A 24,450-nucleotide genomic window follows, 5' to 3' on the forward strand; every position below is an offset into this window, starting at 1 on the left:
TGTGCTAATTTAAATGAGAGCAATGAAGCTTCTTAAGGGAATTTTCCTTAGGAAGCTTTTATTTTTTTATATATAGAAAAATGAATAGCTTAAAATAAAATAAGGAGTGATAAAATGGATAATTTTACTGTTAAGCCCCAAATATATTTTGGTGCAGGATCTTTAGAATACTTAAGCACTTTGAAATTCAAAAAAGCTTTCGTTGTAACAGATCCATTTATGGTTAAGTCGGGTACTATTAATAAGGTTACATCTATGTTAGAAAAGGGTGGAATACCTTATGAGGTGTTCTCAGATATAGTTCCAGATCCTCCAATTGAACTTGTAGCTCAAGGAATAAAGGCTATGGATAAGTGTAATCCAGATGTTATGATTACACTTGGTGGAGGTTCAGCTATAGATGCATCTAAAGCTATTAGAAAATTTAGAACCATGGTTAAAAAAGGATTAGAGCCTAATTCAGAAGTTATAGATACTGCATTTATAGCAATACCTACTACTAGTGGAACAGGTTCAGAGGTAACAAGTTTTTCAGTAATAACTGATAGAGTTGCTAATGTAAAATATCCATTAGTTGACGAGTCTATGCTACCAGATGCAGCTATACTAGATGCAGATCTAGTTAAATCAGTACCAGCTGGTATCACTGCAGACACAGGTATAGATGTTTTAACTCATGCTATAGAAGCATATGTTTCAACTAAAGCTACTGATTACACAGATGCACTAGCAGAAAAGGCTATTAAAACAGTATTTGAATATTTACCTAAGGCATATAAAGAAGGTAGCGATGAGGAAGCAAGACAAAAAATGCACAATGCTTCATGTATAGCAGGATTAGCATTTACAAACGCTTCTCTAGGTGTAAACCATAGTATGGCTCACATTTTAGGTGGAAAGTTCCATATTCCTCATGGTAAGGCAAATGCTATTTTATTACCATATGTAATAGAGTATAATGCTCAATTAAAAGCAACATATACAAAAGAATATACAAAAGCAGCAGAAAGATATGCTGAAATAGCTAGATTCTTAGGATTAACAACTTCACAAAATGTAAAAGATGGAGTTAAGGCTCTTATAGCTGGTGTTAAAAATTTAACTAAACATCTTCGTATACCATGTAATATTAAAGAAGCTGGTATAGACCAAAAGGAATTTAATTCTTTAGTAAAAGAGATGTCAGAAGTGGCATTAAAAGACGGATGTACTCCAACTAATCCTAGAGTACCTACTGCACAAGAGTTAGAAGATTTATTTATTAAAGTTTATAATGGTAAATAATATTCTTACATTGTTAAATAAAATTTAAAATGTATTGACAAGCATTTAACTTTAAATTATAATAAATTCATAGATAAGTCTGAATAAATATACTAAAAAAAATAAATACTAATGTAGGCACGAGGATGTGTCTCTAAACAATGAGCAATGAGGCTTAATAAAAATAATTTATTATTTTTATTAAGCCTTTTTATTTTTAGCGATGACGCAAGTGGATTTAAATACTTATTTTGAAAATGGAGTGGAGAGTGTGGAAGAAAAACAAAGAATTATCCAAGAATACGTTCCAGGTAAGCAGATTACATTAGCACATTTAATAGCTCACCCTAATTTAAATATATACAGAAAATTAGGTCTTTCAGAAGAAAATAGCGAGGCTATTGGAATCTTAACAATAACTCCAAGTGAGGCGTCTATAATCGCTGCAGACGTAGCTACCAAAGCAGCAGGCGTAGAAATAGGATTCGTAGATAGATTTAGTGGTTCCTTAGTATTAACAGGAGATGTATCTAGTGTGGAGGCTGCATTAAAGGAAGTTATAAACATGTTAACAGTTGTACTTAATTTCTCAGCAGCTAATATTACTAGATCTTAGGAGGGGATTCTACTGAAAAAGATTATGCTAGTAGGAAGAACAGGTGTTGGAAAAACTACATTAACACAAGTTCTTAATAATGATGAAGTAGGATATAAAAAAACACAAGCAGTTGATTATACTCTAAATAGTATCGATACACCAGGAGAGTATATAGAAAATAGATTTTACTATAAAGCATTAATAATATCATCCGCAGATAGTGATGTTATAGGTTTATTACAAGATTGTACTGATAGTGAAAATATATTTCCACCAAGTTTTGGAGCAACTTTTGCAAAACCTGTAATAGGAGTTATAACTAAAATAGAAAAAGCTAAAAGCGAAGAAGAAATTCAAAGGGCAGAAAAGTATTTAACTTCTGCAGGAGCACAAAAAATATTTAAAATAGATTCTCTTGAAAAAGAAGGAATAGAAGAATTGATAGAATTCTTAAAAAAATAATAAAAAAATTAATAAAATATACTATTTTAGCGTAAATTATGATAAAATAAATATATTAATATAAAAAAGCGCTGAAAGTAATAATTTAGAGTCGAAACATGTATAATATTAATTGTTGATTATTTTAATTTTTCTTTGTTCAAGAGAGGTGGAAATATATGAATAAGAGAATTGTAATAGCCGATGATGAACCTATTACAAGGATGGATCTTAGAGAGATGTTGGAAACAGCGGGATACAGTGTTGTAGGAGAAGCTTCCGACGGATTTGATGCTATTGAGCTTTGTAGAAAACATAAGCCAGATTTAATTTTGATGGACATAAAGATGCCTCTTTTAGATGGTATTAATGCTTGTAAGAGAATAAATGAAGATGAATTATGTGATTCTATTATTTTACTTACAGCTTATAGTGACAAAACCTTTATTGATAGGGCCAAAGAAGTAGGGGTAATAGGATATCTAGTAAAACCAATAGATGACAGGGCCTTGCTTCCAGCATTAGAAATCGCTCTTTCAAAGGGTAAGGAATTTAAAAATGTAAAAAAAGAAGCAAAGACAGCTAACGATAAACTAGAAGCAAGAAAAGTTATCGAAAAAGCTAAAGGCATAATAATGAAAGAAAGAAACACAGATGAGGAAAAAGCTTATTCTTATTTAAGAGAATTAAGTATGAATAAAAGAACATCAATGAAAGAAATATCAGAAATAATAATAATGAGTAGTGATACAGAAATGTAAAATATAAATAAGTGTGGTTGATGATATGAATGATATAAAGTCATTATGCAAGATGTATACTCATTTAGATGATTCAGATATTAATATAATAGAAAATATATCAGAAATGCTTCAATTTATAGCAGATTTAGTTAAAGCAGATGTTTTTATAGATTGTCCTTCAGGTGATAAGGCTATAGTTGTAGCAGAAGCAAAGCCATCATACTGCAAATCAATATATAAAAATAGTGTGGTTGGAGAATTTGCAATAATAGATGATGAGCCTGCTGTGATTAGGACACTACAAGTAGGTATGCCTACAAAAGATTTAAAAGGTGTTACTCAGGAAAAAATCCAAGTGAAGCAAACTGTAGAACCTATAAAAAACAAAAGTGGAAAGACCATAGGAGTCTTAATTATAGAAAAAGATGAAACTGAAATAGTTGAGAATAACAGAAGAATAGAGATATTATCAGAAACTAATGAGAAACTTACTAATATATTGGCAGAAAAGAGAAGTTTTTCACTTAAAAGAGATAATAATAATGATAAAAATATAACTTATCATATAGACGATTCTGTAATAATATTTGACGAAAATGGTGTGGTTAGATTTAAAAACCCTGTAGCCAGTGCTTTGTATAAGAATTTAGGCTATAAGGAAGATCTTCTAGGTATGGATTTTAGTAATGTTTCTTTAAATAAATATAGCTTTGATGAAATTATTAATGATAAAAAAGCTGATTCTTTTGAAGTAGAAATCAATAATATGGTTTTACAAGTTAAATATATAGTACAAACCAGTAAGGTTCTAAATTTAGTAATGGTAGTAAAAGACATTACTGATGTAAAGCAAAAAGAAAAAGAATTAATACTGAAATCTGTTGTTATAAAGGAAATTCATCATAGAGTAAAAAATAATCTTCAAACTATAGCTAGTCTTCTAAGACTACAATTAAGAAGAATTGATAACGAAGAATTTAAAAGTGCACTAACAGAAAGTATGAATAGAATTCTGAGTATAGCTACAACCCACGAAATATTAGCTCAACAGGGTATAGATGAGCTTAATATAAAGGAAGTTATCCAAAAGCTTAAGGTTAACATGGTTAGATGCTATAATATCGAAAAAGCTAAGATTGAAATTAAAATCACAGGTGATGATTTTCAGATAGATTCAGATAAGTCAACTTCTATAGCCTTAATAATAAATGAGATCATACAAAACTCCTTAGATCATGCATTTATAGGCAGAGAAAGTGGAAAAATTGAAATAAAAATACATAGAGGTAATACTTATTCCACAATATTTGTAATAGACGATGGAATAGGATTTGACATAAATAAGCAAAAGAAAAACAGTTTAGGACTAAATATAGTAAAGAGTTTAGTTCATGATAAACTTGGTGGAGAACTTAACATATTCTCTAATGAAGAGGGAACAAAGGTCGTATTTGATTTCGTTAACTAAATTAAATATATACATATAGGTACGATGGAGTACCTATTAACAAGGCAAAGGAGCCTAGGGATTATCCAGTAGATATATTATGTCTATTGGTACTCTCTAGGCTTTTTATATTCTTTTAAATAATAAAGGAAAGGAAGTAATTAAGGTGAGGGAGGAAATACTAAGTGTTGGTATTGACATTGGTACGTCAACTACCCAACTAGTTTTCAGCAAAATAACTATAGAGAACTTGGCAACAAGTTTTTCCATACCAAGGATAAAAATTGTAGATAAAGAGTTAGTTTATAGAAGTGATATATACTTTACTCCCTTAATTTCGAATACGAAAATTGATGGTAATAAAGTAAGAGAAATAATTGAAAGCGAGTACAACAAAGCTGGTATAAGTCCTAAAGATGTTAAAACAGGAGCAGTAATTATCACTGGGGAAACTGCAAGAAAAGAAAATGCTAATGAAGTATTACAAAGCCTTAGTGGATTTGCAGGGGACTTCGTAGTAGCTACAGCAGGTCCAGACCTTGAATCTATAATAGCTGGTAAAGGTGCTGGTGCAGATAAGATATCTAAAGATGAAGATTCAGTTGTAGTAAATATAGATATCGGTGGTGGTACATCAAACTTAGTAGTATTCAAAGATGGAGAAGTTATAGATACAGGTTGCTTAGATATAGGTGGTAGACTTATAAAAATAGATCCCGAAACTAAAAAAATCTACTATGTATACCACAAAATAAAGAAGCTTGCAGCTAACATAGGAATCCAGATAGAAGAGGGTATGACAGCAGAAGTAGAGACTATAAGAAAAATAGCTAGAGAAATGACTAGAATATTAGAAGAATCCGCTTCAGTAAAGCCTAGAACAGAAGATTATGAGTACTCAATTACCAACAATGAAAAAGGAAAAGGAACTAAAGATAATCACAAAATTGATTATATAACCTTCTCAGGTGGTGTTGCAGATTATATATACCACAATGATTATAGCAATCCATTTAGATATGGAGATATAGGTGTAATCTTAGGAGAAGAACTTTCAAAGTCTTCCTTAATATCAAAGATAAAATTAAGAGAGGCTGTGGAAACTATTAGAGCTACAGTTGTAGGTGCAGGTTCACATACAACAGATATAAGTGGAAGTACTATAACCTACACAGCAGATGTATTTCCTGTGAAGAATTTGCCTATACTAAAATTGTCGGAAGAAGACGAAAATAATGGTTTTGAAAGTATAGGAAATGCATTAAGAGAAAAATTAAAGTGGTTTAACTTGGATAATGAACAACAACAAGTAGCTGTTGCTATCAGAGGAATTAAAACTCCAAGTTTTGATGAAGTGAAAAAGCTTTCACAAGCTTTGATATATGGAATGAATGATATCTTAGAAAAAGATTTTCCAGTGTTTGTAATAGTAGAATCAGATATTGCAAAGGTGCTAGGACAAACAATATATATGGACCTAAAATTCAAGAAAAAGGTTGTATGTATTGATAGCATCAAAGTAGAGAATGGTGACTATATAGACATAGGAAAGCCTTTGGCTAATGGTAAAGTTGTTCCAGTAGTAATAAAAACCTTAGTATTCAATTCATAATTATTATAGAGAGGTGAACACAGTGATACTAAAAACTAAATTATTTGGAAAAGTGTATCAGTTTGGTGATGTTAAAGAAGTGTTAGCTAAGGCTAACGAAGAAAAATCAGGCGACAATTTAGCTGGAGTTTCAGCAACATCTTCTGAAGAAAGAGTTGCAGCGAAAGTTGTATTAAGTCACTTAACATTAGCTGATTTAAGAAACAACCCAGTTGTTCCTTATGAAATGGATGAAGTTACAAGAATAATCCAAGATGATGTAAATGAAAAAATTTACAATGAAATTAAAAATTGGACAGTTTCAGAATTAAGAGAATGGATCCTTGACACAGACACAACAGGTGCTCAAATCAAGAGAATATCAAGAGGTTTAACTTCTGAAATGGTAGCTGCTGTTGCTAAATTAATGTCTAACTTAGACTTAATCTATGGAGCTAGCAAGATAAAAATAACTGCACATTGTAACACAACAATTGGAGAACAAGGCGTATTAGCTGTAAGACTTCAACCAAACCACCCAACAGATGATGTTGATGGTATAGTTGCTTCATTATTCGACGGTTTATCATACGGTATGGGGGACGCTTTATTAGGTCTTAACCCAGTTGATGATACTGTAGGATCAGTAAAAAGAGTTTTAGAGAAATTTGGAGAAATAAAAAATAAATTTGAGATTCCAACTCAAACATGTGTATTAGCACACGTTACAACACAAATGGAAGCAATAAGACAAGGAGCACCAGCAGATTTAATATTCCAAAGTATAGCTGGTTCTCAAAAGGCTAACGAAGCATTCGGTCTTACAGGAGACTTAATTGCTGAAGCTAGAGATTTAGCTTTAAAAGAAGGAACAGCTGCAGGTCCAAACGTAATGTACTTTGAAACAGGTCAAGGATCTGAGTTATCTTCAGATGGTCACCATGGTGCAGACCAAGTAACAATGGAAGCTAGATGTTATGGATTTGCTAAGAGATATAACCCATTCGTAGTTAACACAGTTGTTGGTTTCATAGGACCAGAATACTTATACAACAGTAAACAGGTTATAAGAGCAGGTCTTGAAGATCACTTCATGGGTAAATTAACTGGTATTTCAATGGGATGTGACGTTTGTTACACGAACCACATGAAAGCTGACCAAAATGATGTAGAAAACTTATCAGTATTACTTTCTAATGCTGGATGTAACTACTTCATGGGAATTCCTCACGGAGACGATGTAATGCTTAACTACCAAACTACTGGATACCATGAATCAGCGACATTAAGACAAACATTAGGATTAAGACCAATTAAAGAATTCGAAGAATGGTTAGAAAAATACGGAATCTTAGAAAATGGTAAGCTAGGCGTTAATGCTGGTGACGCTTCTATATTTCTTAACAAATAGTAGGAGGTAAAGATATGTTTTCTGAAAATGATTTAAAAAAATTAGTAGAACAAGTTTTAGTAGAGATGTCAACTAAAAAGGAAGGAAACATTGCTACTTCAACTGCTAGTACAGCAACTGTAGTTGATGAAAATGGAATGATTCCAGATATTACAGAAGTAGATATCAAGGAGCAACTTTTAGTTGAGAATCCTCATGATAGAGAAGGATACTTAAAAATGAAGAGACATACACCTGCAAGAATCGGTACAGGTAGAGCAGGTACAAGATACAAGACTGAAACAATGTTAAGATTCAGAGCTGACCACGCTGCAGCACAGGATTCTGTATTTTCAGACGTTGATGAAGAGTTCTTAAAAGCTAATAACTTAGTATCAATTCAGACTTTATGTGAATCTAAAGATCAATACTTAACAAGACCTGACCTAGGAAGACAAATTTCTAGAGAAGAATTAAATAAATTAAACGGAGTAATAAAGAAAAATCCAAAGGTACAAATATATGTATCAGACGGATTAAGCTCAAAAGCTATAGAAGCTAACATGAAAGATATATTACCAGCTATAATCCAAGGATTAGGTGCTTATGGAATAGATGCTGGAACTCCTTTCTTTGTTAAATTCGGAAGAGTTGGAGCGATGGATGTTATTTCAGAAGAAACTGGTGCAGACGTTACTTGTGTATTAATAGGAGAAAGACCAGGCCTTGTAACTGCTGAAAGTATGAGTGCTTATATTGCATATAAAGCAACAATAGGTATGCCAGAATCTAGAAGAACAGTTTTATCAAACATTCACAAAGGTGGTACACCTCCAGTAGAGGCTGGTGCACACATAGCCGAAATCATTAAAATTATGTTAGAGAAGAAAGCAAGCGGACTTGATTTAAAACTATAGTATAGTTTAGGAGGATAAGGATATGATAAATGACGCACTTCGCCCATCAGTTTTAAGTGTTAAATTAATACCAAATGTAAATTCTGATATGGCAGCACAATTTAACTTACCAGAAGAACATAAGAGTATAGGTATGATTACATCAGATTGTGACGATGTTACATATACAGCATTAGATGAAGCAACTAAAAAGTCTGATGTAAAAGTAGTATATGCAAGATCAATGTATGCTGGCGCAGGAAATGCTAGTACAAAATTAGCAGGCGAGGTTATTGGAATAATCTCAGGACCAAGCCCAGCAGAAGTTACAAGTGGCTTAAATGCTATAGTTGAATTTATAGAAAGCGGCAATGCTACATTCTTTAGTGCAAACGATGATGATAGCGTTCCATACTATGCTCAATGCATTTCAAGAACAGGTTCTTACCTTTCTGAAACAGCAGGAATTGAAGAAGGGGAAGCTTTAGCATACCTAGTGGCTCCACCATTAGAAGCAATGTACGGATTAGATGCAGCTATGAAAGCAGCAGCAGTTGAAATGAAGTCATTCTTCGGACCTCCAACAGAAACAAACTTTGGTGGAGGATTATTAACTGGAAGCCAATCAGCTTGTAAAGCAGCATGTGATGCATTTGCAGCAGCAGTTAAGTTTGTAGCACAAAATCCTACTGATTTCTAATTAGGTATCTAATAAATGAAAACATCAGCTTTAGGGTTAATCGAAACTTATGGCTTGGTTGGGGCCATTGAAGGTTTAGATGTTGCGTTAAAATCTGCAAATGTAAGTTTAATAGGTTGTGAATATGTTAAAGGTGGTAGAGTTACCATAGAACTAACCGGTGATGTATCTGCTGTAAAGGCTGCTGTTGAGGCAGCAGCTGTAGCAGTAGACGAACTAGGAACTTTGATTTCAGTCCATGTAATTCCTAGAGCTTATGATGAGGTTTGGGAAATGCTACAAGGTAGAAATAAACAAACAAAAGATAAAGCTAAAGTAGTGGATTTTAAACAAACAAAAGAAGAAGTAAAAGAATTAAATACAAAAGATAAAATTACAAAAGAAGAAAAAGTAACAGATGAGAAAGAAATAAAAAATACGAGTTCAACAAACACAAAAGAAGAAAAAATAAAAAGCACAAAAGATGAAACAAAACAAAACACAAAAGATGAAGTAAAAGATAAAACAAGACAAAACATAAAAATTGAAGCAGAAAAAGACATTAAAGAAACAGACAAAAAAGAGGCAGAAATACAAGGTGAAAAATTAGAAGCAAAAACAAAAGAAGAACTTCAAAGTATGAAAGTTCAAGAATTAAGAACCCTTGCAAGAGCAATTGAACTAACCTCTTTAACAAAGAAACAAATTAAATTCAGCAAGAAAGATCAATTAATTGATGCTATTCTTGATTATTGGAAGAGGAGGTAGCTAAATGGAGATACTAGATAAAGATTTGTATTCAATACAAGAAACTAGAGACCTTATAGCTAAAGCAAAGAAAGCACAAGAAATATTTAAAACATTTACTCAAGAACAAGTTGATAGAGTGGTTAAAGCTATGGCAGAAGCTGCAGAAAAAGAAGCAGTAAGACTTGCAAAATTAGCTAACGAAGAAACTGGATTTGGTAAATGGGAAGATAAAGTTATAAAAAACCAATTCGCAAGTAGAGTAGTATATGAAAATATTAAAGATGTAAAAACTGTTGGTATTATAAATGAAGATAAAGAAAACAAGATTCTTGAAGTAGCAGTTCCAGTAGGAATCGTTGCAGCACTTGTTCCTTCAACAAATCCAACTTCAACAGTTATATATAAAGCTATGATAAGTGTTAAAGCAGGAAATGCTGTAGTTTTAGCACCACATCCAAATGCTAAAAACTGTATCATAGAAGCAGCTAAGGTTATCACTGATGCAGCAGTTAAAGCTGGTGCGCCAGAAGGATTAATCGGATGCATAACAGTACCTTCATTACAAGGAACTGAAGAATTAATGAAACATAAAGATATGTCATTAATTCTAGCTACAGGTGGAGAAGCAATGGTTAAAGCTGCATACAGCTCAGGAACTCCAGCTATAGGAGTTGGACCTGGAAACGGCCCAGCATTTATCCATAAGAGTGCTAATGTAAAACTTGCTGTTAAGAGAATACTTGATTCTAAAACTTTCGATAACGGGGTAATTTGTGCATCTGAGCAATCAGTTGTTGTAGAAGCTCCAATGAAAGAAATTGTTAAAGATGAACTTATAAAGCAAGGTGCTTACTTCTTAAATAAAGAAGAGTCTGATAAACTAGGAAGATTCATTTTAAGATCAAATGGAACAATGAATCCACAAATAGTTGGTAAGAGCGTAGAAGTTCTTGCAGAATTATCAGGTTTAGATATACCAAAAGGAACTAGAGTATTAATTTCTGAGCAAACTACAGTTGGAAAGAACAATCCATACTCAAGAGAGAAATTAACTCCAATCCTTGCTTTCTATGCTGAAGATTCATATGAAAAAGTAGTAGAAAGATGTATTGAAATCTTAATGAATGAAGGAAAAGGTCACACTCTAGTACTTCATGCAGAAGACGATGCAGTAATCAGAGACTTCGCAGTTAAGATTCCAGTATCAAGATTATTAGTTAACACACCAGGTGCTTTAGGTGGAATTGGTGGTGCAACTAACTTAGTACCAGCATTAACATTAGGATGTGGTGCTATAGGTGGAAGTGCAACTTCTGATAACGTAGGACCAATGAACCTATTAAACATTAGAAGAATTGCAATGGGTGTTAAAGAATTAGAAGAAATCAAAGGTTCTTCAAACAAAGTAGTTTCAAATGATATTCCAGAGGAATATATAGATTTAATTGTAAACAAAATCATAGAAAAATTAGCTTTAAACAATAGATAGTAATTAAAAAATAAAAAATTATTTAATTAAAATAAATAGTTAAATCTTGAGGAGGATTTTAAAATGGCAAACACAAATGCATTAGGAATGATCGAAACTAAAGGTTTAGTAGGAGCAGTAGAAGCAGCAGACGCAATGGTTAAAGCTGCAAACGTAACTTTAATTGGTAAAGAGCAAGTAGGTGGCGGTCTTGTAACAGTTATGGTAAGAGGAGACGTTGGAGCTGTTAAAGCTGCTACAGATGCTGGTGCAGCTGCTGCAGAAAGAGTTGGAGAATTAATATCTGTACACGTAATCCCAAGACCACATGGTGAAGTAGAAGTAATTCTTCCAAAGTCTGAATTTTAATAATCATATAGATTAAATTAAGATACATGTCCCCGAGCCTTTTGGTTCGGGGAATGTATAAAAAGGGTGTGAGTACAGTGAGTGTATTAACAGAATATGCCCTTAGATCTAAGTTAAGAGGCGAAAATATAACAGAACTAGTAGTTGATAAAGGTACAATAATTACACCATCAGCTAAGCAATATCTACAAGATAAAAACATAAAACTTGTAGTAAAAGATTATAAAGCACCTGAAAATAATAATCAGAATATTCAACGTGAGGAAGAAAAAAAGTTTTTACCTAAGTATGAAGGCGTTCAAGGTGGGTTTTATGAATCTAAGCCTGAGTATATGACTCAACTTTATGGTAATAAACTTGTTTTAAAAGATCATAAAAAAATAGTTTTTAGAGGTAAAATAGATAGTCTAGAAGGAAAGATTCTTCAAACACAAGTTTTAGCTAAAAATTTAGGAAATAAAAAAGTACTATCTGAATTAGAAGAGGTACTAAAAGTCCTAAGAAATATAGCTAAGGCGGAAATACTTAATGAGAATTTAGGCGAGTTTTCTATATTAGGTATGAGTGAGGAAGAACTGAGGGAAACTTCTCATAACCCTAAAAAATATTTAAATGTAGATCATTTATTCTATCCATCTTATGAAATAGGAGAAATGGCAGTAGCTTTAAATATTTTAAGAAGTGAAGTAAGAGAAGTTGAGGTAGCTGCAGTAAAGGCTTTTAAGAATGAAGAAAATGAAGTTACAAGATTAGATATATTACAATATCTAAACAGATTAAGTAGTTGTTTTTATGTAATGATGTTAAAGTGCATTGCAGCTAAAGGAAAATAGAGGTGAATTCCATGAATACATTAGACCAAAAATTAGAATTAATAGTTGAAGAAGTAGTAAAGAAATTACAAGATGTAACTTTAAAAAAAGATGAAGATACTATCTTAGTAGAAGCATCAGGACGTCACGTGCACTTATCTCAAGAAGATGTTGAATATTTATTTGGTAAAGGACACCAATTACAAAAAAAGAAGGATTTATCTCAACCAGGTCAATATGCATGTGAAGAAAGAGTAACATTAATTGGGCCTAGAGGCATGATTCAAAACGTAGCAGTTTTAGGACCAGCAAGAGGTAAAACACAAGTAGAACTTTCAAAGAGTGATACAGTTATTTTAGGTGCAAAGGTTCCAGTTAGAATGTCAGGTGATACAAAAGGTAGTTCACCAATTGTAATAGCTACAGATAAAGCTGTTTTAAGACTTGAAGAAGGTGCTATTGCAGCAAAAAGACATATACACATTACACCTGAAGATGCAAAAAAATTCAATGTTGAAGATAAAGAAGTAGTTAAATTAAAGGTTGAAGGCGAAAGAGCATTAATCTTTGATGAAGTTGTAATAAGAGTAAGTGAAAACTACAGTACAGCAGCACATATAGATTTCGATGAGGCAAATGCGTGTGGATTTGTAAATGGAACCCGTGGAAGAATAATTAAATAGAAGGGGTTTTAAAATGAAAGACTTTAAAAAAATAGACAATTTTATAAAGGCAGTAGAAGATACTATTAAAAAGCCTAGAAAAGTAAAGTCTAGTGATGAACTTTTCGTTGGAGTAGACTTAGGTACTGCTTATATTGTAATTGTTGTTTTAGATAAGGATAAAAATCCAGTAGCTTGCGAAATGCAATTTGCTCAAGTTGTAAGAGACGGACTCGTTGTAGATTTTATTGGAGCAACAAATATAGTAAGACAATTAAAGAAAAAAATTGAAGAAAAGTTAGGAAGAGAACTTACAAAAGCAGCTATTGCCGTACCACCAGGCACAGGAGAAAGAGATATTGCAACTCATAAATATGTAATTGAAGGTGCAGGTATGGAAGTTACTTCTGTTTTAGATGAACCTACAGCAGCAAATGCAGTCTTAAATGTAGAGAATGGAGTAGTTGTTGACGTAGGTGGAGGAACAACAGGGCTATCTATCTTCAAGGATGGAGAAGTTATATATACAGCTGATGAAGCTACAGGTGGTACACAATTATCACTAGTAGTAGCTGGAGCTTACAAAATTCCTTTTGAAGAAGCTGAAGATAGAAAAAAAGATAAAAAATACTATAACGAAATATTTACTATAGTAACTCCGGTAATTCAGAAGGTAGCTAGAATAGTTAGTGATAACATAAAAGATTTTGATGTAGATACTATCTATCTTGTAGGAGGAACCTGTTGTCTTAAAGATTTTGAAAGAATAATTCAGAAGGAAACAGGAATTACAACATTAAAACCTTCAAATCCTTTCTTAGTAACTCCTTTGGGAATTGCAATAAATTGCTGTGAATAAGGAGAGATATATATGAACTTTGATAAGTTAGTAGAACTCATTACTTCAGAAGTAATGAAAAAGTTAAATCAAGCTAACATAAGGCTTGAAAAAGTTCAAGAAAAAAAGCTTTTGTTTTTAGGAAATAGAGAAAATGAAGCTTATAAATTATATGAAGATGATTTAAAAGCTTTTGGATATAAAGTTATGACTCTAGAAGATAATGAAGATATTAAATCTTATGATGTAGTTTTAATGCCTTCTTTAAATATAAAAGAGCTAAGTAATTTAGCCTTAGGTCTTCCAAATGGTATTAATGAAGAAAATGTAATTAATGCCCTAATGAATGGAATTCCAGTATATGTACAAGAGGAAAATGTTGAATATAAGAATTATTCAAATACTGCAAATAAGGTCTTCTTTAAAATGTATCTAGAGTATGAAAACAAATTAAAAGATTTTGGAATTAATATAGATAATACACAAAATATATTAAATTCCCTAAAAGATGAAAAGAACAAAAAGAAAAATCCTCAAATTAACAGTGTAGATAAAGGTATAGAAAAGCCTGTAGAAGAAAAAAATACAAATGAACAAAAGAAAAATGCTTATGAAATAAGCAATAAAACTTTAGTTTCAGAAAAAGAAATTAGAAGTTTATATAGAGAAGGTATAAGAACAATTATTATACCTAAAAAGGTGTTAATTACACCACTTGCAAAAGACTTTGCAAGAATCAATCATGTAGAAATTATACGTGAAAAATAGATTGAGCGAGGATTAATAATTATGATAATAGGTGAAGTAATAGGTAATGTATGGGCTACTAGAAAAGATGAAAAGTTAAATGGTTTAAAGCTTTTGGTAGTTAATCCTATTAACTTTGGATCGACTAAAAAGTCGGCTTCTACTATGGTAGCAGCAGATAGTGTAGGTGCTGGTATTGGAGATAAAGTTTTAATAGTAAAAGGTAGTTCAGCTAGAATGTCCAATAGTGGAGAAAGAGTACCTGTAGATGCCACTATAGTAGGTATCATAGATTCTCTAGAAATTAACGAATAAAAGAGGTTTTATTATGAGAGCATTAGGTATTGTAGAACTAAATAGTATAGCTAAAGGAATAGAGCTTACTGATATAATGTTAAAATCTTCAGAAGTAGAAATTATATATTCAAAGCATACATGTCCTGGAAAATATTTAATTATAGTTAAAGGCGATGTATCTGCTATTGAAGAGGCAGTAAATAATTCTTTAAAAGAAGGAGAAAAGAATATTATAGGTAGCTTTATTTTACCTAATGCGCATGAACAGTTAATAAATGGAATAAATAAGAAGTTTAAAATTGATGTAAAAGCTATAGGAGTAATGGAGTTTACTTCTATAGCTTCTGGAATCATAGCTTTGGATAAAGCATTAAAATATGGACAAATTAATCTAGTCCGCTTTACCCTAGGAAATTTAATTGGTGGAAAGTGCTATTTTATTGTTACAGGCCTATTAAGTGATGTAGAAGAATCTATTAAGTGGGCAGAAAACTCCATAGATAGTAAAAAAGTAGTTAATAAATTAGTAATACCATCACCGGATTCAGAACTTATAAATTGTTTATAATTTTAAATTACATAAAATAAAATAAAATAAAAGAAAGAAGGGAATAAGCAATGGGAATCAACGAAGTTATAATGTATATTATGGTAGCCTTCATGATATTAGGTGCCATAGACAAAATTATAGGTAACAAATTTGGTCTAGGCGAGCAATTTGAAGAAGGTTTCATGGCTATGGGTGCTTTAACACTTGCCATGGTTGGAGTTGTTTCTTTAGCTCCAGTATTAGCTAAAGTTTTACAACCAGTAGTAGTTCCAGTATTTAAAGCATTAGGAGCAGACCCATCAATGTTTGCAACAACATTACTTGCATGTGACATGGGTGGTTATCCTCTAGCAAAAGAAATGGCTTTAAACCCACAAGTTGGTGAGTTTGCAGGATTAATATTAGGTTCAATGATGGGACCTACAATAGTTTTCACAATTCCAGTAGCATTAGGTATCATAAAGAAAGAAGATCATCCTTTCTTAGCAAAAGGTGTATTAGCAGGTATTATAACAATTCCAGTAGGATGTTTTATAGGTGGATTAATAGCAGGTTTACCAGTACTAGTTGTACTTAAAAATTTAGTTCCAATAATAATAGTTGCATTGTTATTAGCAATTGGATTATGGAAAATACCAGAAAAGATGATAAAAGGATTTACTGTATTCGGTAAATTTGTAACCGCAGTAATCACAATTGGACTTGCAGCAATCATAATTGAAACTTTAACAGGTATAGTAGTTATTCCAGGTATGGCTCCAATTTCAGAAGGTATAAATATAGTAGGAAGTATTGCTATAGTATTAGCTGGTGCTTACCCATTAGTTTTTGTTATAACAAAAGTATTCTCAAAACCATTAATGAAAGTTGGTTCTTTATTAGGAATAGGAGATGTAGCTGCAGCTGGTATGATAGCTACACTAGCTAACAATATTCCAATGTTCGGAATGATGAAAGATATGGACGAAAGAGGAAAAGTAATTAACGTTGCTTTTGCTGTAAGTGCAGCTTTCGTATTCGGAGATCACTTAGGATTTGCAGCTGGTGTTAATAAAAATATGTTAACAGCTATGATCATAGGTAAATTAGTAGGTGGTATTACAGCTGTAATAGTAGCTTCAATACTAACTCCAAAAAAAGCAGTTCAAAAATAATTAATAGTGAATAAACATAGAGCACTTAAAACTAAGTGCTTTATGATTAATAAAATTATTTTAAATTTTCTTAAAAAGGAGAGAATAAAATGGAGAACATAGATGCAAAGGTTATAGAAGAGATAGTAAGAAAGATTATAACAGAGCAAATTTCAGGAGGAGCAAACAGCTGTCCAACATGTGATTTTGAGAAACATGTAGATAAGAGCGGAATATTATCTGTTAAATTAGATACAGTAAAACCTGAAAAATTTGACACAGGTAAAGAAGGAGACAAAGTACTTCTTAAAGATGTAGTTACTTTAGAAGAAAGTCCAAGATTAGGCTGTGGAGTTATGGAAATGGAAGAAACAAGCTTTGCATGGACTTTAAAGTATGATGAAGTAGATTATATAATCGATGGAACTTTAGAAATAGATATCGATGGAAGAAAAGTTGTAGCAAACAAAGGCGAAATAATATTTATACCAAAGAATTCATCAATCCACTTTACAGTTCCTAAATATGCTAGATTTATGTATGTAACATATCCAGCAGACTGGGCAGAACAAGCATAATACTTTATGTAAAAGCCTCCTTATTGGTTTTAAATAACCTTTAAGGAGGCTTTATGCTTTAATTTATCTTTTAAGTGGGATTTATAATAAATCTGTAAATTAATAAAATAATGAATTATTATAAGATAACAAAGACTTATTTCATGTGATATAATATTTTTGAATTAACTATATGAAATCACAAAAGTAGAGGAGAAATTAAGATATGTACAAATTATTAGCGCTAGATTTAGATGGTACATTACTTCTAAATGATGGCACTATTTCAAAAGAAAATATTGATAATATAAAAAAAGCTAGAGATAAGGGCGTAAAAATAGTTTTAGCTACTGGAAGACCTATTGATGGAATCAAAAGATTTATAAAACAGCTAGACTTAATTACAGAAGAAGATTATACAGTTACATACAATGGGGCTTTAGTTCAAAATAATTTAACAGAAGAAGTTTTGTTTGAAAAACCATTAAGTATGAAAGACTATAGAGAACTATATGATTTAAGTAAAGGACTAAAAGTAAATATACATGCACTAACAGATCAAATTGTTTTAACACCTAAAATGAGTAAGTATACTGCCCTTGAAGCAGAACTTAATAAAATAGAAATAGAAGAAATTCCTGTAAAAGACTTGCCGGAAGATACAAACATAGTAAAGATAATGTTTATAGATGAGCCAGAACATTTAAATAAAGTAATAGCAAACATTCCTAAAAATATAGGTGAAAAATATACAATGGTACAAAGCGCGCCATTTTTCTTTGAATTTTTACATAAAGAGGTAAATAAATGGACCGGTGTAAGTGCACTAGCTAAAAGATTGAATATAAAAAGAGAAGAGATTATATGTGTAGGAGATGCGGGAAACGACTATCATATGATTAAAAATGCAGGGCTTGGAGTGGCTATGGAGAATGCCTTTGATGAGATAAAAGAATGTGCAAAGTATATAACAGATACAAATGAAGAACATGGAGTAGCTAAAGTAATTAAGGAGTTTATCCTGGATAAATAAATAAAAAACTAAAGAGGGGGATTTATAATGTACAAAAAATTGGGGGATTTATTTCGAGATAGAGAGTTTTTTAGGGCTCTATTAAAAATCGCACTACCGATAACAATTCAAAACTTTATAGCATCTTCACTAAATATGGTAGATACTCTTATGATAGGAAAGGTTCAATCTTATAAGATAGAATCTTTAGCTGCTGTAGGTATTGCCAACCAATACTTCTTCTTTTTCAATCTTATTATATTTGGTATCTATAGTGGATGCTGTATATTCATAGCCCAATATTGGGGAAAAGAAGATATTAAAAGTATTAGAAAAGTTTTAGGATTAAGCTTAATATCGGGATCCGTAATAGCTATCATCTTTACTATAATGGCTTTAATAGCTCCTAATTTTATAATATCACTATTTAATAAGGATGCAAAAGTAATAGCTTTAGGTGTAGATTATTTAGAAATAGTTGTTATAAGTTATATATTTACTTCAATAAGTTTTGCCTTTAGCTTTGCATGTAGAAGTGTTAGACAGGCGAAGATACCTATGTTTGTAAGCGTAATAGCACTTGTTGTTAATACTGTATTAAACTATGCACTTATATTTGGAAAGTTTGGTATGCCTGTTATGGGAGTAAAAGGTGCAGCACTTGCTACTTTAATTTCTAGGGTAATAGAAACCTCTATCTTAATAATTCTTATATACAGTAAATCAGAGGTATTAAATGCAAAAATAAAAGAATTAATAGATTTAGATATGAAGTTTATAAAAAATGTATATAAAACTATCTCACCAGTTATTATAAATGAGACTTTATGGGCATTAGGAATATTAATATATTCTATGGCTTATGGAGTTATAGGTAAAGAAGCAGTAGCAGCAGTTCAGATATGTAACACAGTTCAAAATCTATTTTACGTTGTAATAACGGGGATTTCCAATTCTTGTGCTATAATGATTGGAAATATTATAGGAGCTAATAATAAAGAAAAGGGTATAGATTATTCATATAAATTTTCTGTTATGGGTACAATAGTAGGATTATTCCTAGGAATAGCACTTATTGTATGTGCTCCTCCAATAGTTGGATTTTTCAATGTAGATAAATCTGTATATTCAGCTTCCATAAGTATACTTAATATTATGGGTGTAACCATGGCAATTAAAGTTTTCAATAGAGTATTGGTAGTAGGTATTTTAAGAGGAGGGGGAGATACTAAGTTCTCTATGTATTTAGAAGTGGGAACAGTATGGCTTGTAGGGGTACCACTAGCACTACTTGGATCATATGTATTTAATGTTTCTTTAAATACCCTATTTATTCTTATTACCATGGAAGAAGTAGTGAAATTTTTTATTGGAGTACCAAGAGTTGTATCAAAAAAATGGGTAAGAGATTTAGTAAATGTTAATTAGTCTAAATTATTAAAATAAATCTTACATTAAAATATGTAATGATATATGAGAAATTGCATACATATGTTTCACGTGATATGATTACTATAATATAGAAAATTAAATTTAATATAGAGGAGTGTCATAATGAAAAGTATTTTCTTAGATACGGAAACTACTGGATTAAGACCAGGTCAAATAGCACAACTTACTTATATCGTAGAAGAAGATAAGCAACTTGTGGGTATAAAAAATTATTTTTTTCAAGTAGATAGTATGGATATAGAAGCAGAAAAGGTTCATGGATTTAGCAGAGAAAAACTAGAAATTTTATCTGAAGGATTTACTTTTGGTGACCTTTCAGAAGAAATACAAGAAGACTTTTATGAGGGGATTATTATTGCTCATAATATAGGATTTGATAAGAAGTTTTTAGAAGCTGAATTTCAAAGGATTTTTGAACTTCCAGGCTATTCAAAAGAATTTTGTACAATGGAGTATTTTAGAAACATAGTAAAAATACCATCAAGAAATGGAATAGGATACAAAAATCCTAAATTAGAAGAGGTAGTTAATTATTATAATATAGATAAAGATTTGATTTTAGATAGAACAAAAATGCTATTTGGATGTGAAGATATAGGATTTCATGATGCAAGATATGATGTAATGGCTATGTATATGAGTTGTTTAAAATCAAAGAATAGGGAAACAGTATGTTCACCATTTTGGAATGAACCTTTAGAAATCTTTAATAAATAGTTGGTGATTATATGAAGACTTTGATTTTAGCAGAAAAGCCTTCTGTGGGAAGGAATATAGCAGAAGCGCTTAAATGTAAACAAAAAAAAGATGGGTATATAGAGGGAGATAAATTTATAATTACATGGGCTTTTGGACATTTGCTGCAACTATATGATGCAAAAGATTATGATGGAACCATGAAGAGTTGGAGAATAGAAAAGTTCCCCTTTATACCCGAAGAATTTAAATATAAAATAAAGCAAGATAGTAAAAATAGTTCTATCATTGATAAAGGTGCTGAAAAACAATTAAATATAATAAAAGCATTAATTGATAGGGATGATGTAGAGGGAATAATATCTGCAACAGATTTTGATAGAGAAGGTCAAGTCATATCAGATGAATTATTTATATATTATGATGTGAAAAAGCCTATATATAGAATATTATTAAATGAATGGACAGAAGATGAAGTAAAAAAAGGAATGGAAAATTTAAAACCTAATACTGAAATGCAATCACTACAAGATGCGGGAATAGGAAGACAGTTAGCAGATTGGATTATAGGTATAAATTTAACATCTGTTGCAACTTTAAGATATGGATTTAAAGACAATAAAATTATAAACATAGGAAGAGTATTACTCCCAACATTAAAAATTATTTATGATAGAGATAAAGAAATTGAAAATTTTAAAGCAACTTCTTATTATAAATTAGCGACCAATTTTAAATCAAAAGAAAATATAGAGTTTGAAGCATTATATTATGAAGGAAAAAGTGAGAAGTTTGAAAAAAAAGAGTATTTACAGGAAATAAGTAAATATTTAAATGGAAAAAAAGGCACAGTAGTAGATAAGGAAATAGAGAAAAAGAGGGAATATCCATCGCCACTATTTAACTTATCAAATTTGCAAGGATACATAACAAGTAAATATAAAGGTTGGAATTCTGATAAGGTATTGAAAGTAGCACAGAGCCTATATGAAAAAAAGTTTATTACTTATCCTAGAACAGCAAGTGTAGTACTGGAGGAAAGCCTAGAAGGTAAAGCGAGGAAAGTACTGGACACAGTTAAAAAGGGACTTTCATATGAACCTATGATAAAGTTTGTAAAAAGCAAAAGAGTTTTTGATAACTCAAAGGTAGAGAGTCACAGTGCCATTATTCCAACATATGTTGTACCAAAGTCTCTAAGTAAAGATGAACAGTGTGTATATAATGCAGTTAAAAATAGATTTATCATGCAATTTATGCCGGTTGCAGAATTTGAGGAAACTAAAATAACTATAAAAGTATTTGATGATAAAATACCTGGAGAATTTATAGCTAAGGGAAAGGTTCAGATAGTAGAAGGATGGAGAATTGTTGAAAAAATTGAGACCAAAGATACGATTCTTCCCTTAGTAGAAAAAGGGGAAACTCTACAAGTTACTAGTAGCAAAGTTAATAAAGTTACTAAAAAATCACCTAAACATCATACTGAGAAAACCCTATTAAGGGTTATGGAAACTTGCGGTAAAAGTTTTAAAGAGGATGAGGAAACAAGTTCTGAAGAGATGATGAATGCCATATTAAGTGGCTTTAGTATAGGAACTCCTGCAACTAGAGCAGAAACTATCAAAAGATTAAATGATATAGGATATATTTCAACAAAGGGTAAAAGCTTAACTTGTACAGAATTAGGTAAAACTCTTGTAGAGATATTTCCAGCCAAAGAACTTTTAGATTTAGAATATACGGGTAAATTAGAGAAAACTTTATCTGACATAGAGAAAGGGAAGTTTAATAAAGGTGATTTTTTAAATTTAATATATGATTTTACTAGAAAGTCTGTAAATCATATAAAAAATGATAATTCCCTACTTCATAAATTTAAAGTTGATTTACCAGATGGTGTGGAAGAGATAGGAAAGTGTCCTGTTTGTGGCAATTCCATTATTGAAGGTGAAAAAGGATTTGGTTGTGTTAATTGGAAGAATGGATGTGATTTCACAGTCTGGAAGAATGATAAATTCATTGCATCCTTGGGAAAGAATGTTACGAAACAAATGGTTGAACTGCTTCTTAAAAATGGTAGAGTAGGATTTAGAAATTTAAAAAGTAAAAAAGGTAATACCTTTAGTGCATATCTAAGTTATGTAAAGAATGAGAAGACTGGGTATTATAATTGGAAAATGGATTTTATTAATTAAAGGCATTTATATGTAGAAAAATATTTTTAAATTAAATATTAACAAATAATAGATAGTTTTATTTAAATAAGACTATCTATTATTTTTAATCATATTTTCTAAATGCTTAATTTTTTATAATTTCATTATCTTTTATAAATTCGTCACATTATTTACTAATTACATCTTATAATGTATAATTATTCTGTATAACCATATAACGGTAATAGAATCTTATGTTTTTAATAAATTAGTTGAATATTGGAAATAAATATTATATAATAATAATAATCAACAAATAATATTATATAGAAGGTGATTTTTATGAATATAGAAATATTGAAAAGCTTTCAAGAATCTAAAAATAACAATCTTCTAGTACCAGTTTTTTTAGAATCTGAAAATCAACATATTCAAAATGAATTAAAAGAATTATTAAAAGAATTAACTATGAAAGACAAATTTAAAGGTGAAGCAGGTGAAATTGCTTCTTTAAATATAATAAAAGATGGAAACATAAATAATTTTGTATTTATAGGATTAGGTAAAGATGATAAGTTAAATAGTGAAGAAGTTAGACAAAATATATCTAAAGCCATAAAGAAGTTTAATGAATTAAAAGAAGAAGAGGTAACTTTACTATTATTTAAATCAGAAAAGGTATGTATAAAGAGAACTGTTAAAGCTATAGTTGAAGCGACTCTTTTAACAGAGTATTCTTTCCAAAAGTATATGGCGAGCAAAAAAGATTTTTCTGTTAAAATATTAAATCTAGTACAAGCCACTAATAATGATTTAGATCTAAAAGATATAGAGAGTGCAATAGAAGAAGGGACAATTTTAGCTAGATCTACAATAATAGCTAGAGATCTTGTAAATGAGCCTTCAAATATTTTAGGACCAAGTGAACTTGCAAAAGAAGCTCAAAAGTGTGGAAAAGAGTATGGTTTTGATGTAGAAGTATTAAAGGAAGATGAAATAAAAAAATTAGGAATGGAAGCATTCCTAGCTGTGGCTAAGGGTTCAAAGAAAGAGCCAAAACTTATTGTTATGAGATATTTCGGTGATAAGAGCAGTAAAGAAATCTTAGGCTTTGTAGGTAAAGGATTAACTTATGACAGTGGCGGATATTCTATAAAACCGACTGATGGCATGGTTACTATGAAATCAGATATGGGAGGTTCAGCAGCAGTTATAGGTGCTATGAGTGCTATAGCAAAAAGTAAGTTAAAGATAAATGTAATTGCTGTAGTTGCGGCATGTGAAAATATGATTTCTGGAAAAGCATATAAGCCAGGTGATATAATAAACTCAATGGGCAATAAGACTATAGAAGTATTAAACACAGATGCAGAAGGAAGACTAACTTTAGTTGATGCTGTTTATTATGCTATAAATAAAGAAAAAGTAACTAAGGTTGTTGATATTGCAACTTTAACAGGAGCTGTAATGGTTGCATTAGGTAGAGATGTAAGTGGTGTTGTAACAAATAATGAGGAGTTTTTAGGAAGTCTTCAGAAGGCATCAAATATGTCTGGCGAGAAGATTTGGGAACTACCTAATTTCCCTGAATACAAGAAGCTTATAAAATCAGATATAGCCGATCTTAAAAATATTGGAGGAAGATGGGGAGGCTCTATAACAGCTGGATTATTTATAGGTGAATTTGTAGGAAACACTCCTTGGCTTCATATAGATATAGCTGGTACTGCATGGAAAGATAGTGCTACAAGCTATTTTGCAAAAGGTGGAACAGGTGTAGGGGTTAGAACTCTATACTATCTAGCTAAAAATTTAAATAAATAATATAAAATAATATATTAATGTCCTAAAAGATAATGTGATTAACATATTTTAGGACATTTTTGTTTTTAGAGATAAA

The 24,450-nt window shown here is 31.1% G+C and carries 25 protein-coding genes; all 25 read left to right on the forward strand.

Features of this window, described 5'->3' with window-relative positions:
- The first annotated feature begins 114 nt into the window (after positions 1 to 114).
- The gene (locus tag FGL08_RS02850; protein WP_138209361.1) at positions 115 to 1,284 is read left to right on the forward strand and encodes a 1-propanol dehydrogenase PduQ; all 1,170 of its coding nucleotides are present in this window, start codon (positions 115 to 117) and stop codon (positions 1,282 to 1,284) included.
- Positions 1,285 to 1,486: 202 nt separating this feature from the next.
- Positions 1,487 to 1,879 (forward strand): ethanolamine utilization microcompartment protein EutS, encoded by a 393-nt coding sequence (gene eutS / locus FGL08_RS02855; protein ID WP_138209362.1) that lies wholly within the window; start codon positions 1,487 to 1,489, stop codon positions 1,877 to 1,879.
- A 24-nt stretch (positions 1,880 to 1,903) separates the two neighbouring features.
- A complete protein-coding gene (locus tag FGL08_RS02860) occupies positions 1,904 to 2,323 on the forward strand; it encodes a EutP/PduV family microcompartment system protein (RefSeq protein WP_341472365.1) in 420 nt (139 codons plus the stop codon).
- A gap of 158 nt (positions 2,324 to 2,481) precedes the next feature.
- Entirely contained in the window at positions 2,482 to 3,063 is a 582-nt protein-coding gene (locus tag FGL08_RS02865; protein WP_138209364.1) for an ANTAR domain-containing response regulator, read from the forward strand.
- Positions 3,064 to 3,088: 25 nt separating this feature from the next.
- Positions 3,089 to 4,513 carry a GAF domain-containing sensor histidine kinase gene (locus FGL08_RS02870; RefSeq protein WP_138209365.1) on the forward strand — a complete coding sequence of 475 codons (1,425 nt, stop codon included), beginning with the start codon at positions 3,089 to 3,091 and terminating at the stop codon, positions 4,511 to 4,513.
- A 145-nt stretch (positions 4,514 to 4,658) separates the two neighbouring features.
- Positions 4,659 to 6,104, forward strand: coding sequence for an ethanolamine ammonia-lyase reactivating factor EutA (eutA, locus tag FGL08_RS02875; RefSeq protein WP_138209366.1), 1,446 nt, complete (start codon positions 4,659 to 4,661; stop codon positions 6,102 to 6,104).
- Between the two features lie 22 nt (positions 6,105 to 6,126).
- Complete coding sequence (locus FGL08_RS02880; RefSeq protein WP_138209367.1) at positions 6,127 to 7,494, forward strand: ethanolamine ammonia-lyase subunit EutB; 1,368 nt, start codon at positions 6,127 to 6,129, stop codon at positions 7,492 to 7,494.
- 14 nt (positions 7,495 to 7,508) lie between these two features.
- Positions 7,509 to 8,390 carry an ethanolamine ammonia-lyase subunit EutC gene (gene eutC, locus FGL08_RS02885; protein ID WP_138209368.1) on the forward strand — a complete coding sequence of 294 codons (882 nt, stop codon included), beginning with the start codon at positions 7,509 to 7,511 and terminating at the stop codon, positions 8,388 to 8,390.
- Positions 8,391 to 8,412: 22 nt separating this feature from the next.
- Positions 8,413 to 9,069 (forward strand): ethanolamine utilization microcompartment protein EutL, encoded by a 657-nt coding sequence (eutL, locus tag FGL08_RS02890; RefSeq protein ID WP_138209369.1) that lies wholly within the window; start codon positions 8,413 to 8,415, stop codon positions 9,067 to 9,069.
- A gap of 15 nt (positions 9,070 to 9,084) precedes the next feature.
- Positions 9,085 to 9,816: a BMC domain-containing protein gene (locus tag FGL08_RS13655; RefSeq protein WP_138209370.1), complete on the forward strand. Its 732-nt coding sequence runs from the start codon at positions 9,085 to 9,087 to the stop codon at positions 9,814 to 9,816.
- Between the two features lie 4 nt (positions 9,817 to 9,820).
- Positions 9,821 to 11,287: an acetaldehyde dehydrogenase (acetylating) gene (locus tag FGL08_RS02900; RefSeq protein WP_138209371.1), complete on the forward strand. Its 1,467-nt coding sequence runs from the start codon at positions 9,821 to 9,823 to the stop codon at positions 11,285 to 11,287.
- Between the two features lie 63 nt (positions 11,288 to 11,350).
- The gene (gene eutM / locus FGL08_RS02905; RefSeq protein WP_138209372.1) at positions 11,351 to 11,635 is read left to right on the forward strand and encodes an ethanolamine utilization microcompartment protein EutM; all 285 of its coding nucleotides are present in this window, start codon (positions 11,351 to 11,353) and stop codon (positions 11,633 to 11,635) included.
- A gap of 77 nt (positions 11,636 to 11,712) precedes the next feature.
- On the forward strand, positions 11,713 to 12,468 hold the full coding sequence (locus tag FGL08_RS02910) for a cobalamin adenosyltransferase family protein (RefSeq protein WP_138209373.1): 756 nt from the start codon (positions 11,713 to 11,715) through the stop codon (positions 12,466 to 12,468).
- 11 nt (positions 12,469 to 12,479) lie between these two features.
- A complete protein-coding gene (gene pduL / locus FGL08_RS02915) occupies positions 12,480 to 13,130 on the forward strand; it encodes a phosphate propanoyltransferase (RefSeq protein WP_138209374.1) in 651 nt (216 codons plus the stop codon).
- A gap of 13 nt (positions 13,131 to 13,143) precedes the next feature.
- Positions 13,144 to 13,968: an ethanolamine utilization protein EutJ gene (gene eutJ / locus FGL08_RS02920; RefSeq protein WP_138209375.1), complete on the forward strand. Its 825-nt coding sequence runs from the start codon at positions 13,144 to 13,146 to the stop codon at positions 13,966 to 13,968.
- A 12-nt stretch (positions 13,969 to 13,980) separates the two neighbouring features.
- Entirely contained in the window at positions 13,981 to 14,715 is a 735-nt protein-coding gene (locus FGL08_RS02925; protein WP_138209376.1) for a hypothetical protein, read from the forward strand.
- 21 nt (positions 14,716 to 14,736) lie between these two features.
- A complete protein-coding gene (locus FGL08_RS02930) occupies positions 14,737 to 15,009 on the forward strand; it encodes a EutN/CcmL family microcompartment protein (RefSeq protein WP_138209377.1) in 273 nt (90 codons plus the stop codon).
- A 13-nt stretch (positions 15,010 to 15,022) separates the two neighbouring features.
- Positions 15,023 to 15,559: a BMC domain-containing protein gene (locus FGL08_RS02935; protein WP_138209378.1), complete on the forward strand. Its 537-nt coding sequence runs from the start codon at positions 15,023 to 15,025 to the stop codon at positions 15,557 to 15,559.
- Positions 15,560 to 15,609: 50 nt separating this feature from the next.
- Positions 15,610 to 16,695, forward strand: coding sequence for an ethanolamine utilization protein EutH (eutH, locus tag FGL08_RS02940; RefSeq protein ID WP_138209379.1), 1,086 nt, complete (start codon positions 15,610 to 15,612; stop codon positions 16,693 to 16,695).
- A gap of 89 nt (positions 16,696 to 16,784) precedes the next feature.
- Positions 16,785 to 17,252 (forward strand): EutQ-related cupin domain-containing protein, encoded by a 468-nt coding sequence (locus FGL08_RS02945; RefSeq protein WP_138209380.1) that lies wholly within the window; start codon positions 16,785 to 16,787, stop codon positions 17,250 to 17,252.
- Positions 17,253 to 17,457: 205 nt separating this feature from the next.
- Positions 17,458 to 18,264, forward strand: a complete 807-nt coding sequence (gene yidA / locus FGL08_RS02950) for a sugar-phosphatase (RefSeq protein WP_138209381.1) — start codon at positions 17,458 to 17,460, stop codon at positions 18,262 to 18,264.
- 27 nt (positions 18,265 to 18,291) lie between these two features.
- Positions 18,292 to 19,671 carry an MATE family efflux transporter gene (locus FGL08_RS02955; protein WP_138209382.1) on the forward strand — a complete coding sequence of 460 codons (1,380 nt, stop codon included), beginning with the start codon at positions 18,292 to 18,294 and terminating at the stop codon, positions 19,669 to 19,671.
- Between the two features lie 126 nt (positions 19,672 to 19,797).
- Entirely contained in the window at positions 19,798 to 20,412 is a 615-nt protein-coding gene (locus FGL08_RS02960) for a 3'-5' exonuclease (RefSeq protein ID WP_138209383.1), read from the forward strand.
- A gap of 11 nt (positions 20,413 to 20,423) precedes the next feature.
- Positions 20,424 to 22,589 carry a type IA DNA topoisomerase gene (locus tag FGL08_RS02965; RefSeq protein WP_138209384.1) on the forward strand — a complete coding sequence of 722 codons (2,166 nt, stop codon included), beginning with the start codon at positions 20,424 to 20,426 and terminating at the stop codon, positions 22,587 to 22,589.
- A gap of 303 nt (positions 22,590 to 22,892) precedes the next feature.
- Positions 22,893 to 24,374 carry a leucyl aminopeptidase gene (locus FGL08_RS02970; RefSeq protein ID WP_138209385.1) on the forward strand — a complete coding sequence of 494 codons (1,482 nt, stop codon included), beginning with the start codon at positions 22,893 to 22,895 and terminating at the stop codon, positions 24,372 to 24,374.
- Positions 24,375 to 24,450 lie beyond the last annotated feature (76 nt).

Origin of the sequence: Hathewaya histolytica, assembly GCF_901482605.1 — a bacterium.
In the GTDB taxonomy this organism is placed as follows: domain Bacteria; phylum Bacillota; class Clostridia; order Clostridiales; family Clostridiaceae; genus Hathewaya; species Hathewaya histolytica.

Bases quoted from the DNA above. Each gene is read 5' to 3' on its own strand.
- pduL (WP_138209374.1), top strand. From the start codon at position 12,480: ATGAATACATTAGACCAAAAATTAGAATTAATAGTTGAAGAAGTAGTA.
- eutC (WP_138209368.1), top strand. From the start codon at position 7,509: ATGTTTTCTGAAAATGATTTAAAAAAATTAGTAGAACAAGTTTTAGTA.
- FGL08_RS02870 (WP_138209365.1), top strand. From the start codon at position 3,089: ATGAATGATATAAAGTCATTATGCAAGATGTATACTCATTTAGATGAT.
- FGL08_RS02945 (WP_138209380.1), top strand. From the start codon at position 16,785: ATGGAGAACATAGATGCAAAGGTTATAGAAGAGATAGTAAGAAAGATT.
- yidA (WP_138209381.1), top strand. From the start codon at position 17,458: ATGTACAAATTATTAGCGCTAGATTTAGATGGTACATTACTTCTAAAT.
- FGL08_RS02955 (WP_138209382.1), top strand. From the start codon at position 18,292: ATGTACAAAAAATTGGGGGATTTATTTCGAGATAGAGAGTTTTTTAGG.
- eutS (WP_138209362.1), top strand. From the start codon at position 1,487: ATGACGCAAGTGGATTTAAATACTTATTTTGAAAATGGAGTGGAGAGT.
- FGL08_RS02965 (WP_138209384.1), top strand. From the start codon at position 20,424: ATGAAGACTTTGATTTTAGCAGAAAAGCCTTCTGTGGGAAGGAATATA.
- eutM (WP_138209372.1), top strand. From the start codon at position 11,351: ATGGCAAACACAAATGCATTAGGAATGATCGAAACTAAAGGTTTAGTA.
- FGL08_RS02900 (WP_138209371.1), top strand. From the start codon at position 9,821: ATGGAGATACTAGATAAAGATTTGTATTCAATACAAGAAACTAGAGAC.
- FGL08_RS02930 (WP_138209377.1), top strand. From the start codon at position 14,737: ATGATAATAGGTGAAGTAATAGGTAATGTATGGGCTACTAGAAAAGAT.
- FGL08_RS02960 (WP_138209383.1), top strand. From the start codon at position 19,798: ATGAAAAGTATTTTCTTAGATACGGAAACTACTGGATTAAGACCAGGT.
- FGL08_RS02860 (WP_341472365.1), top strand. From the start codon at position 1,904: ATGCTAGTAGGAAGAACAGGTGTTGGAAAAACTACATTAACACAAGTT.
- FGL08_RS02970 (WP_138209385.1), top strand. From the start codon at position 22,893: ATGAATATAGAAATATTGAAAAGCTTTCAAGAATCTAAAAATAACAAT.
- eutL (WP_138209369.1), top strand. From the start codon at position 8,413: ATGATAAATGACGCACTTCGCCCATCAGTTTTAAGTGTTAAATTAATA.
- FGL08_RS02850 (WP_138209361.1), top strand. From the start codon at position 115: ATGGATAATTTTACTGTTAAGCCCCAAATATATTTTGGTGCAGGATCT.
- FGL08_RS02865 (WP_138209364.1), top strand. From the start codon at position 2,482: ATGAATAAGAGAATTGTAATAGCCGATGATGAACCTATTACAAGGATG.
- FGL08_RS02925 (WP_138209376.1), top strand. From the start codon at position 13,981: ATGAACTTTGATAAGTTAGTAGAACTCATTACTTCAGAAGTAATGAAA.
- eutJ (WP_138209375.1), top strand. From the start codon at position 13,144: ATGAAAGACTTTAAAAAAATAGACAATTTTATAAAGGCAGTAGAAGAT.
- FGL08_RS13655 (WP_138209370.1), top strand. From the start codon at position 9,085: ATGAAAACATCAGCTTTAGGGTTAATCGAAACTTATGGCTTGGTTGGG.
- FGL08_RS02935 (WP_138209378.1), top strand. From the start codon at position 15,023: ATGAGAGCATTAGGTATTGTAGAACTAAATAGTATAGCTAAAGGAATA.
- eutH (WP_138209379.1), top strand. From the start codon at position 15,610: ATGGGAATCAACGAAGTTATAATGTATATTATGGTAGCCTTCATGATA.